Origin of the sequence: Aquimarina sp. I32.4, from assembly GCF_002924285.1 — a bacterium.
GTDB lineage: Bacteria > Bacteroidota > Bacteroidia > Flavobacteriales > Flavobacteriaceae > Aquimarina.
In genome coordinates this window covers 1-11379 of sequence record NZ_PGUB01000124.1, presented here as the reverse complement: position 1 = coordinate 11379, position 11379 = coordinate 1, and the positions used below count along the sequence as shown (strand labels likewise).

Here is an 11379-nt window from a genome sequence, read left to right as displayed (position 1 = left end):
CTTGTATTTCCAGAAGGAATCATCTTTGATTACAAAAATGACCGTTATCGAACCAATCGAGTAAATTCACTATTTGCGGTAATCCCCTCATTATCAAATAATTTTAACTCAAATAAAAACGGGACAACACCTAAAAATAAGGAGTTGTCCCGTCAAGTACTGAAGACGGGACTTGAACCCGTACGTCCTAATGGACATTGGATTTTAAGTCCAACGTGTCTACCAATTCCACCACTTCAGCTTGGTATATTTTTATCTCAGAGCGAAAGACGGGATTTGAACCCGCGACCCTCACCTTGGCAAGGTGATGCTCTACCCCTGAGCTACTTTCGCAGTATGTTATGAACGTTGTAATGTGCTATTGCGGATGCAAATTTAAAACAATTATAGAAATACCAAAGTCTTTTTTGAAAAAAGAATAAAAAAAATTACACCTGAGATGCTTTCTTCCTGGTTAACATACGTTTAATCTCATTTAATTTCATCAATGCTTCTACTGGAGTAAGAGTATCAATATCAATATCCAGAATTTCTTCTTTAATCTCTTCGAGAAGAGGGTCATCTAAATTAAAAAAGCTTAACTGCAATTCATCATCTTCCTGTAATCCTTTGATTTTATCTGTAAGCTCTTCACTACTGTGTGATTTTTCTAGTTTTTTAAGCATCTTATTTGCTCTATGCAATACTTGCTGAGGCATTCCCGCCATTTTTGCTACATGAATTCCAAAACTATGTTCACTACCTCCAGGAACCAATTTTCTCAAAAACAATACCGTATCTTTTAATTCTTTTATTGATACATTATAATTTTTAATCCTACCAAAGGTCTCGCACATTTCGTTTAATTCGTGATAATGGGTCGCAAATAAGGTTTTAGGACGCGAAGGATGCTCATGTAAAAATTCACTAATCGCCCAAGCAATAGAAATACCATCATAGGTACTGGTTCCTCGTCCTATTTCATCCAGTAGCACAAGACTACGGTCTGATATATTATTCAAGATATTAGCCGTTTCATTCATTTCTACCATAAATGTAGACTCCCCCATAGAAATATTATCACTTGCTCCTACTCTGGTAAATATTTTATCTACAACACCTATTTTGGCTTCTTTTGCTGGAACAAAACATCCCATTTGTGCCAATAATACGATCAACGCAGTCTGTCTTAATATAGCAGATTTCCCACTCATATTAGGCCCCGTAATCATTATTATTTGCTGGGTATCTCGATCCAGCAATACATCATTGGCTATATACTGCTCTCCTGGAGGCAATTGTTTTTCGATTACTGGGTGACGACCATTCTTAATCTTTAACTCATACGTCTCATCAATCAGAGGTCGCACGTATTGGTTTTCTGTTGCAAGTTGAGCAAAAGAACATAAACAATCCAATTGCCCTACCAAAGTGGCATTGAGCTGTACAGGTTTGATATATTCATGCATCCAAACAACAAGATCTGCAAAAAGTTGTTGCTCTAACGCTAAAATCTTTTCTTCTGCCCCAAGAATCTTGGCCTCATACTCTTTGAGTTCTTCTGTAATATATCGCTCTGCACTTACCAATGTTTGTTTGCGTATCCAAGTATCTGGCACTTTATCTTTATGCGTATTCCTTACTTCTATATAATATCCAAACACGTTATTCGAAGCTATTTTTAGAGAAGTAATCCCAGTAGCTTCCGTTTCTCGTTCCAACATCTTATCCAGATAATCCTTTCCTGAAAAAGCAATAGATCGCAACTCATCAAGTTCATCAAGATATCCATCTGCAATTGTATTTCCTTTTAATACATTTACAGGAGCCTCCTCATTAAGTGTTTCTTTGATTTTGTTACGCAATAACTCACAATCATTAAGAGTTTCACCTATTACTCGCAATGCTTCATTAGTACTATTTGTTGCTTGCGCTTTTATAGGCACAATAGCTTCGAGAGAATTTTTGAGCTGAATGACTTCTCTAGGATTTACTTTACCTGTAGCTACTTTTGAAATCAGTCGCTCGATATCTCCTATCTGCTTTATCTGATGCTGAATTTTCTGATGTAATATGGCATCATCCAAAAAGAACTGTACTACCTCATGACGTTGCTGGATTGCAGCAATATTTTTTAATGGTAAAGCCAACCAACGTTTTAATGTACGACCTCCCATAGGTGAAATCGTCTTATCAATAACATCTAATAGAGTTACTGCTTTTGCAGCATTGGCATGATACAATTCGAGATTGCGAATTGTAAATCGATCCATCCAAATATATTGATCCTCTGCAATACGTTGAATTGTAGTGATGTGTTGTAATTTATGATGCTGGGTTTCTCCTAAATAATGAAGAATCACTCCTGCCGCAATAACACCTTCTTGCAAATGATCTACCCCAAAGCCTTTTAATGTTTTGGTTCCGAAATGGGTATTCACAGTCTCATCTGCATAATCAGGTTTAAATACCCAATCTTCTATAAAAAAGGTATGAAAATCTGTACCAAAATCTTCTTGAAAATTTTTCTTTTTTGGTTTAGAAATTAAAACTTCACTAGGGTTGAAATTCTGAAGTAACTTATCTATATGAGCTACATCACCTTGTGCTGTAAGAAATTCACCTGTAGAAACATCAAGAAATGCTACGCCTAATCCTTTTTTACCATAATGCAAAGCACATAAAAAATTATTGGTTTTGCTTTGTAATACCTCATCATTGAGGGCAACTCCTGGAGTTACTAATTCTGTTACCCCTCGTTTTACAATAGTTTTTGTTTGCTTAGGGTCTTCTAGTTGATCACAGATAGCAACCCGCTCTCCTGCCTTTACCAATTTTGGCAAGTATGTATTAAGAGAGTGATGAGGAAAACCTGCTAGTGCTGTTTCTTGCTCACTACCATTTCCTCTTTTGGTCAGAACAATATTCAAAATAGCAGCAGACTTAATCGCATCTTTTCCAAACGTTTCATAAAAATCCCCTACTCTAAATAACAATAGCGCATCAGGATACTTTGCCTTTATGCTATTGTATTGTTTCATTAATGGAGTTACCTTTTTTCCGTCTTTTGCTGCCAATGAAGTATAATTTTGTGAATCCTGCTAAAGTAGCTATTCTACTATCTTTTTTGAAATATCAGTAATAGGAGTTATTCAATTTTATTCACAATTTTGTTTTAGAATAATTAGTCCCTACAAGTTCTTATCACTCTGTGCAAGAAAATCAAGTAATCTTAGAATTAATAACTGACAATAAAATGATACATTTGAACAAAATTTGAGCCTTTATCGGGTTTAATACTATTTTATATCTCTTTTTGATAACATCAAAACATTGAATCAAAAAGAAACCTAGTCAACCTCAATGAACAGAAAACTCAAAAATAGCGAACTGGATCGCAAAACGGTAGAAGAATTCAAGACTTCAAAAAAGACTCCTTTGATTATTATTCTTGACAATATTCGAAGTCTTAATAATATTGGATCTGTGTTCAGGACTGCAGATGCATTTTTGATAGAAAAAATATATCTCTGTGGTATTACTGCTACCCCTCCTCATAAAGACATTCAAAAAACTGCATTGGGAGCTACAGATACTGTAGATTGGGAGCATAAAAGCGACACCTTGGCATTGATACAAAACCTACAAGCTCAGCATGTAAAGATTCTTTCTATTGAACAAGCTGAAAATGCAGTTATGCTCAATGAATTTACTACTGAACCCAATCAAAAATATGCTATCGTTTTTGGCAACGAAGTAAAGGGTGTACAACAACAAGTTGTATCAGAAAGCGATACCGTTCTAGAAATCCCTCAATACGGCACCAAACATTCACTTAATATTTCTGTAAGTGCTGGTCTTGTTGTTTGGGATTTATATAATAAACTCTAATAATTCAAGTTCACATATCCTTTGTAAACTTCATTCATTTTTTGGCTTAGAGTTAAAACTATGCTTGTTCTGGGGTATCTATAGTGTACGTGGTTTTAGGTTTTTGTATTCTGGAAAATATTTTTTTGAAAACCTTAGGGCGATCAACAACCATGACAAACAGAGGGATTAAAGCATGTGGCAATCGTATAAACACCTCCCATGTCCACTGGCTAAAAGTATCGCCTAAAAAGTCAACATAAAAATGTCCTGTCAAACGCGCTATTGCAGTAAGACCTCCCCAAACAAATGCATATACTAGTGCTATATATGATATTCTGGGAATAAAAATTGCTATTGCTATTACAAAATCAAGAACTCCTGCTATTTTCAGCAATAAATGAGCACTTGGTTCATTAATTGACAAAGTATTTAATGTCATATCAATAAAACTTCCTGGCCTTGGATAGTATCCTATAGCATACAAACCATGACAACTAAATGTAAGTGCAATGGCTATAAGTGCTATAAATCGTATTTTTTTTAACGATATAGTAGTAAATAGTAGCATATAAAGTAATACAGGACACATGAATTGAATAGTATACTCAAAAAACTGCCCAACGTGAAAAAACTTTTCCTTACAGTACAAAAATGCCAATATAAAAAGTGCAATACTACCGCCGAGCAAAAAGAATTTACCCAATCTTTTCATATTCGGTTTTATCCATAATGTAGCAATAGCGCATAGTAAATAGAAAACACCTATCATTTTTATAAATAAAGAGATCCCGTTGCCAACGGATAGGCTGGTCACATAATGATGCCAGGTTATCCCAAATGTGGATTCAACAACCCCTTTCAGCATTGCTTCATCCCAAAAGAAAGCTCTATATGGTGCATCCCATACAATATGTTGGTAGGCTCTTCCTAAAAAGATAAGAAAAGCAGAAAGTCGCAATATTACAATAAGATTAGGTCTAGAAATCGATGTTTGTGTCATGGTATCTATATATAAGTTGGTAGGCTAAAAATAAGAAAAAAAATAGTACTCATAATATCACAACCAACTACAGACTAACAGGATAAAACAAAAAAAAGAGCTAAATATTGTTGTAGCAGCTCAAAAACCAATGATTATAAACTCACTACTATTGTAGATTAAAGGGGTATAGTTTTATCGAGAAATCTCTTTGAGAATAGCTATATAATCAGATCGATTAGCCACAAAATCTAATTCAGAAACATCTACTACCCTTACATTAAATTCTGATTGAGATTTTATAAATTGCAGGTAGCCTTTATTTATTTTATCCAGATATTCAGGTGGAATTTTTTGTTCATATTCTCTTCCTCTCTTTTTGATGTTTTCTAATAATCGCTCTGTATCTTGATACAAATACACATACAACCCTGGCTTAGTCAGGTTTTTATACATCAGATCAAATACTTTTTTATACAACGCAAATTCTTCTTCCTGCAAGGTCACTTTTGCAAAAATCAAAGATTTAAACACATCATAATCGCTTACTACAAAATCCTTAAACAAATCAAATTGTGCAATATCATCCTGTAATCGCTGATAGCGATCTGCCAGAAAAGACATCTCTAGAGGAAAAGCATACCGCTCCATATCTTCATAAAACTTTGGCAAAAAAGGGTTATCTGCAAAACGCTCCAAAATAAGTTTTGCATTAAATTCTTTGGCTATAAGTTGTGCTAAACTTGTTTTACCAGCTCCAATATTACCTTCTATAGTGAGGTATTGAAAATGAGATAAATTATATCGATCCTTAGGATTTATAACTACATCAAGTAATCTGCTTACTTTTGAGTTATCTGAGACATTCTCTAACAGCTCTTTTACTGTTTTTTTTAATCTAGGATGCACAACATCCCCTGCAATTTCTGCTAATGGCTCCAACACAAACTTCCTATCCTGCATAGCAGGATGTGGAACTATCAATTCTTTTGTTGAGATATGACCTTCTGATGAAAAAATAATATCCAGATCAATTGTTCTTGCCTCATACCCTTTTCCTTGAGTTCTCTTTCTTCCCAAAATATCTTCTATCTCTAATAAGATAGGCAACACTTCTTCTGTAGAAAGAAAAGTTTGAACAGCTATACAAGAATTATAAAAATCTTCACTACTGAATCCCCAAGCTGGTGTTTGATATACTCCCGATACAGATACCACATCACCTATTCTTTTATATATTTCATCAATAGCATTTTGAATAAAATCTAGGCGATTGCCTATATTGCTTCCCAGCGAAATATGTAATAGGTGAGATGTTTTCAAGAATTAGAATTATATAGTTTGGTAATATACTAATACCACTATTTATATAGTGTTGCGCAAAAATAACTAAAGAAATAGATAATCATAAAAATAAAATCCTTCATTTATCCTATTATCTTCTTTTAAATTTTAATTTTATGTTTTCATAAAAACATCTAATGAAGTTTGTACAACTAAACTCCTTATTTTGAGCACTTGTCCCTTCATGTTTCTTATTATTTTAAGAAAATAGATGCTATTGATTTTTTTGAAACCCTCACTTATGGTGGAGATTTTGACGATTCATTTTTTAACAAAAACAATCTTATGAAACGTAGACTAACACTTATACTACTTATTCTAGCCACATCTTTACAGTCTTGCAATTTTGATACCCCAGAAAATTATTTTGACAGAACAACTTTAAATATTAATAAATATCTGGAATTAGGGGGAAAAGATTTTGACTCCATGAAACAATTAAAAAGTTCAAATATGCTGTATGGAAACGTAGACGGAGAATACAAACCTGTTGATAGTTATGAAACTCATGTAAGAACATTAAAAATCCCTACGATCACTGAAGACCTAGATAAAATCAAAGCACTAAAAGTCACTCCAGATACTAAGGATTTGATAACAGCTTCTCTTGATGTTTTTACATTTATAAAATCAACTTGTGAGAAAGATTATATCGATATTTCTAAACTTTTAGACTCACAAGCTCCATCATACCAAATAGAAGCAGCCATTCAAAAGCTAGAGAATTCTCTTTCTGAGTATGACACCAAAAGAGCCACTCTTATGAAGATAGCAAAGTCTTATGCAGAAAAACATAAAATCAATGTTGATTTTGGAGGATAGTAAAATCTCACACCTGCTAATACAAACACAGCATCAAAGATTATTTCTCTGATTTCTTTTGTTTTAACAAAAAAACCAAAATATAGTAATTGATAAATCTAAAGTATGTGCTTTATTTCTTCTTATTATATTTGTGAGAAGATCACTAACTGAAATATCGTTTTGAATAAACCACCACTCAGCTTAAAAGACAAGAAAGTAGCATATCAAATATATTTGATTTTGGGTGCGCTTTTTATCTCCTCTCTTGTAGTATCTAATCTTATTTTTCAAAAATTCTTTTATTGGGATTTTTTAGGAATGTATACTTTTGAGATCTCTGTAGGAATACTCCCTTATCCAATTACTTTTTTGATCACCGATATTATTAGTGAAATTTTTGGTAAGAAAAAAGCCAATCAGATTGTTACCGCAGGTATTTTTGCCTCGTTCTTTTCTCTACTTATTGTATTTATAGCATCAGCAGTCCCTGCAACAGCTTGGTCACCAATAAACGACTCAATATTCAATCAGGTATTTGGCGCAACAGTTGTAGCAGTATTTGCCTCAATGATGGCCTACCTTTTTGCACAATATATCGATATCCAAATTTTTCATTTCTGGAAACAGGTTACCAAAGGAAAACACCTTTGGTTAAGAAATAATTTTTCTACATTTTCGTCTCAATTCATAGACACATTTACAGTTCTTCTTTTATTATGTTTTGCAGGAGTAATAGAATGGGATCGTTTTGGAGTTTTATTACTGAGTGGCTTTTTATTTAAAGTGCTTGTTGCTGCATTAGATACTCCTATCTTATACCTCTGTGTTTACCTAATAAGAAGACGATTTAAGCTAAAACAAGGAGATGAATTAGCGCTCGAAATTTAAAATCTAACAAATAGTTAACTTAAAAAAAGTAACATCGTATCTTTGTAAATCGTTATTTTATCCCGATTTCTGCATTAGAACTTCGTTATAAAGCTTGAAAGCACAATAATAAAGGAGTGTTTTCTTAATTTTAGCATAGCATCGCTACGGTTAAATTAAAAAGTGCAGTGTAACGTCCGTTTTTGCAGAACCTGTAAAGTGTAATAGATTTTCTAATACATAAATCGGGTTTTATATAAAATTAAGTACCTTTTTATTACGAATTTATAGCTACACAGATCTGTGCAACAAACAACAATAATTCAAAACCCATGAAAAAAGTCCTCAAAATCCTTGGCATTCTTTTATTACTATTCATTATCGCTATTATTGCCATTCCTTTTTTATTCAAAGACACCATTCAGGATAAAGTACGTTATCTGGTAAATGAGCATGTAAACGCAAAGGTAGATTTTGCTGATCTAGATATCAGTCTGATAAGGAGTTTTCCGCATGCATCTATAGTAATCGATGAATTCTCTATCATAAACTATGCGCCTTTTGAAGGGGATACGCTGGCATATTCAAAAAAGATTGCTCTGGATATGTCTGTCAATGAATTATTCAAAGGAGCTTCTGAACCTATCAATGTTCAAAAAATAAAGATAGACGAAGCCAATATTGCTATCAAAACTGATGCAAAAGGAAATTCTAATGTAGATATTGCTAAAAAATCAGAAGAAACCTCTGATCCTGAACCAGAAGAAGAAAGTAGTGCATTTACTTTTGATCTGGATCATTACGAAATTAATGATAGTAAAATTTTATTCAAAGATGATGTTAGCAAAACCATGCTGGCAATGACAGGTCTTAATCACAGTGGTGATGGCTCTGTATCTGGAGATAAAATCATTTTGGACACACATACACATACAGAAGCCTCTTTTAGTTTAGACAGTACAAAATATTTAAACAAGAATAAACTACAACTGGATGCCCTACTAGAATTAGATCTCAAAAACCAACGATACTCCTTTAAAGAGAACAAAGCATTAATTAACCGATTACCACTAGAGTTTGCTGGATATGTACAATTGTCTGAAAAATTCACAGATATAGACCTAAGTTTTAAAACTCCTTCTTCTGATTTCAAAAATTTTCTTGCGGTGATTCCTGAAGCTTATGTTAAAAATCTAGACGGAATACAAACGAGTGGAGATTTTTCTATTAATGGGAAAATCAAAGGAAAGTCTGATGATACGTATATCCCAAAAATGGATATCAGAATTGCATCAAACAATGCATCATTCAAATATCCCGATTTGCCAAAAGGGGTGCAACAGATCAATATTGATACTCAAATCATGAATGAGACTGGACTGGTAGATGATACGTATATCAAAATAGGCAACCTTACCTTTAAGATAGACCAAGATTCTTTTGCTGCCAAGGGAAGTTTACGGAATCTTACCAAAAATATGATTGTGGATATGATGCTAAAAGGAACATTGAATTTAGCCAATCTGAATCAAGCATACCCTTTGCAACTAGAACAAAAACTAAACGGGATTGTAAAGGCTGATATACAAACGCATTTTGATATGCAGTCCTTAGAGAAAGAACAGTACCAAAACATAAAAAGCTCAGGAACGGCCAGTATATCAAAATTTACATACGCTTCTCCTGATACGCCTAATGAAATAAAGATTGAAACTGCCAATGTGAGTTTTAATCCCCAAACTATATCATTAGACAATATGCAGGCTACTACAGGTAGGTCTGATCTTGCTGCAAAAGGAACCATCAATAATTTGATGGGTTTTCTCTTTGCAAAACAAGACTTGAAAGGAAATTTTGATGTAAATTCTAATGTGTTTGCTGTAGATGATTTTATGGTTAGCGATCAAGAAACTACCGAAGAAGTTGCTAGTTCTAAAAGCACTGTAGAAGATGAAACGATGAGAATCCCTTCTTTCTTGGATGCTACACTAAACTTTGCTACCAAAAAAGTATACTACGATAATCTAGAACTACAGAATACCAAAGGAACTGTAAAAATAAAAGATGAAACTGCCTATCTAGAAAATGTAACTTCTACTATTTTTGATGGTGGAATGGCATTGAATGGTAACGTTTCTACCAAAGCCAAAGTACCAACTTTTGATATGGCACTAGATTTGAGTAAGATTGATATCGTAAAATCATTCAACAACCTAGAGTTAATAAAAGGACTTGCTCCTATTGCAAGAGCACTTACAGGTAGTCTTACTACAAAAATAAACCTAAACGGTAGTCTAAATGAGAGTCTTATTCCTATTTTGAGCTCCCTAAAAGGCAAAGCACTTGCAGAAATACTTAATGCGCAAGTATCTACTACCAAAACTCCCTTTTTATCTAATCTGGACAATCAACTTAATTTTATAGAAATAGACCAGCTTAACCTAAAAGATATCAAAACAAATCTAAGTTTTGATGATGGAAAAATTAATGTAAAGCCTTTTGAATTTGATGTAAAAGGAATAAAAATTACAACTGGAGGAAGTCATAGTTTTGAACAAAAAATGGATTACAATATCAAGCTAGATGTCCCCGCCAAATATCTGGGTAGTGAAGTTGGTAGTCTGATTTCTCAACTCAATGATAAAGAAGCTAATGCCATGACAGTGGGTATCCCAATAGGCCTAACAGGTAATTTCAAAAACCCAAAAATCAATATGAATCCAGGTCAGGCGGTAAAACAACTGAGCCAACAAATCCTTGACAGAAAAAAAGAAAAAGTAAAAGGCGAACTTATTGGCAAAGGTCAAGAAGCATTAACAGGTTTATTAGGAGGGTCTAAAAAGAAAACCGATTCTACAAAATCCAATTCAACCAATACAGAAGAAACCCTAAAGAATACAGCTAAGAACATTTTGGGTGGTTTTCTTGGAAAGAAAAAGAAAAAAGACACTACCAAAACAAAAAATTAAATACTAGATACTAGCTACAAAGAAAGAGGTTTGGACTACCTAATAAATTTGGGACTATTTTCTCAAGCCACTTTTTTATTATTTTTCCAATATTGTATTTCTACTTCTAGAGGAGTTTTATATCCTAAAGAAGAATGTAATCTTTGTGTATTGTACCACTGGATATAGTTTTCTATCTTAGAGTATGCCTGAAGATAATTTTTGAATTTATATCTATTGGTACATTCGTATTTAATGGTTTTAAACAATGATTCTACTACTGCATTATCCCAACAGTTTGCTTTTCTACTCATACTTTGTTTGATGGTACTATTTTTATTAAAAATCAGCTTCATTTTACGTGAAGCATATTGCACACCTCTATCAGAGTGAAATATATGATTTTCAGTAATTTGCCTTCTATTTTTAGCTTTTATCCAAGTTTTGTAGATGGTGTTTTCTGTAGTCATATCTTCACTTAATGTCCATGCCAGTATTTTTCTATCTGCTAGATCCATAATTATAGTCAAGTAGTTCCATTGACCTGCCACTTTGATATAGGTAATATCAGAGACCCACTTCTCT

At 33.4% G+C, this 11379-nt stretch carries 8 protein-coding genes and 2 tRNA genes; 4 read left to right on the top strand and 6 right to left on the bottom strand.

All coding sequences use genetic code 11. The features are described from left to right. Positions 1-157: 157 nt before the first annotated feature. The 3 genes from CVD18_RS19410 to mutS all read right to left on the bottom strand — a co-directional run bounded on the left by CVD18_RS19410 (position 158) and on the right by mutS (position 3020). Positions 158-241 (bottom strand) — tRNA-Leu (locus tag CVD18_RS19410). Positions 242-261: 20 nt separating this feature from the next. Further along, a tRNA-Gly gene (locus CVD18_RS19405) sits at positions 262-333 on the bottom strand. Between the two features lie 95 nt (positions 334-428). Next, positions 429-3020, bottom strand: coding sequence for a DNA mismatch repair protein MutS (gene mutS / locus CVD18_RS19400; protein ID WP_103867163.1), 2592 nt, complete (start codon positions 3018-3020; stop codon positions 429-431). Positions 3021-3342: 322 nt separating this feature from the next. Here mutS and CVD18_RS19395 point away from each other — a divergent pair, with 322 nt between their 5' ends. Beyond that, the gene (locus tag CVD18_RS19395) at positions 3343-3870 is read left to right on the top strand and encodes an RNA methyltransferase (protein ID WP_103867162.1); all 528 of its coding nucleotides are present in this window, start codon (positions 3343-3345) and stop codon (positions 3868-3870) included. A 58-nt stretch (positions 3871-3928) separates the two neighbouring features. Here the strand turns inward: CVD18_RS19395 and CVD18_RS19390 are convergent, their stop codons facing one another. Further along, entirely contained in the window at positions 3929-4852 is a 924-nt protein-coding gene (locus tag CVD18_RS19390) for a hypothetical protein (RefSeq protein ID WP_103867161.1), read from the bottom strand. 174 nt (positions 4853-5026) lie between these two features. Beyond that, positions 5027-6154: a 2-amino-4-hydroxy-6-hydroxymethyldihydropteridine diphosphokinase gene (gene folK, locus CVD18_RS19385; RefSeq protein WP_103867160.1), complete on the bottom strand. Its 1128-nt coding sequence runs from the start codon at positions 6152-6154 to the stop codon at positions 5027-5029. A 306-nt stretch (positions 6155-6460) separates the two neighbouring features. Here folK and CVD18_RS19380 point away from each other — a divergent pair, with 306 nt between their 5' ends. The 3 genes from CVD18_RS19380 to CVD18_RS19370 all read left to right on the top strand — a co-directional run bounded on the left by CVD18_RS19380 (position 6461) and on the right by CVD18_RS19370 (position 10815). Continuing rightward, a complete protein-coding gene (locus CVD18_RS19380; RefSeq protein WP_146052862.1) occupies positions 6461-6997 on the top strand; it encodes a hypothetical protein in 537 nt (178 codons plus the stop codon). A 162-nt stretch (positions 6998-7159) separates the two neighbouring features. Then, positions 7160-7867 (top strand): queuosine precursor transporter, encoded by a 708-nt coding sequence (locus CVD18_RS19375; protein ID WP_103867158.1) that lies wholly within the window; start codon positions 7160-7162, stop codon positions 7865-7867. Positions 7868-8178: 311 nt separating this feature from the next. After that, positions 8179-10815 carry an AsmA-like C-terminal region-containing protein gene (locus CVD18_RS19370; protein WP_103867157.1) on the top strand — a complete coding sequence of 879 codons (2637 nt, stop codon included), beginning with the start codon at positions 8179-8181 and terminating at the stop codon, positions 10813-10815. A 62-nt stretch (positions 10816-10877) separates the two neighbouring features. Here the strand turns inward: CVD18_RS19370 and CVD18_RS19365 are convergent. Next, the coding region (locus tag CVD18_RS19365) for an IS3 family transposase (RefSeq protein WP_146052861.1) at positions 10878-11379 on the bottom strand (502 nt) is incomplete at its 5' end.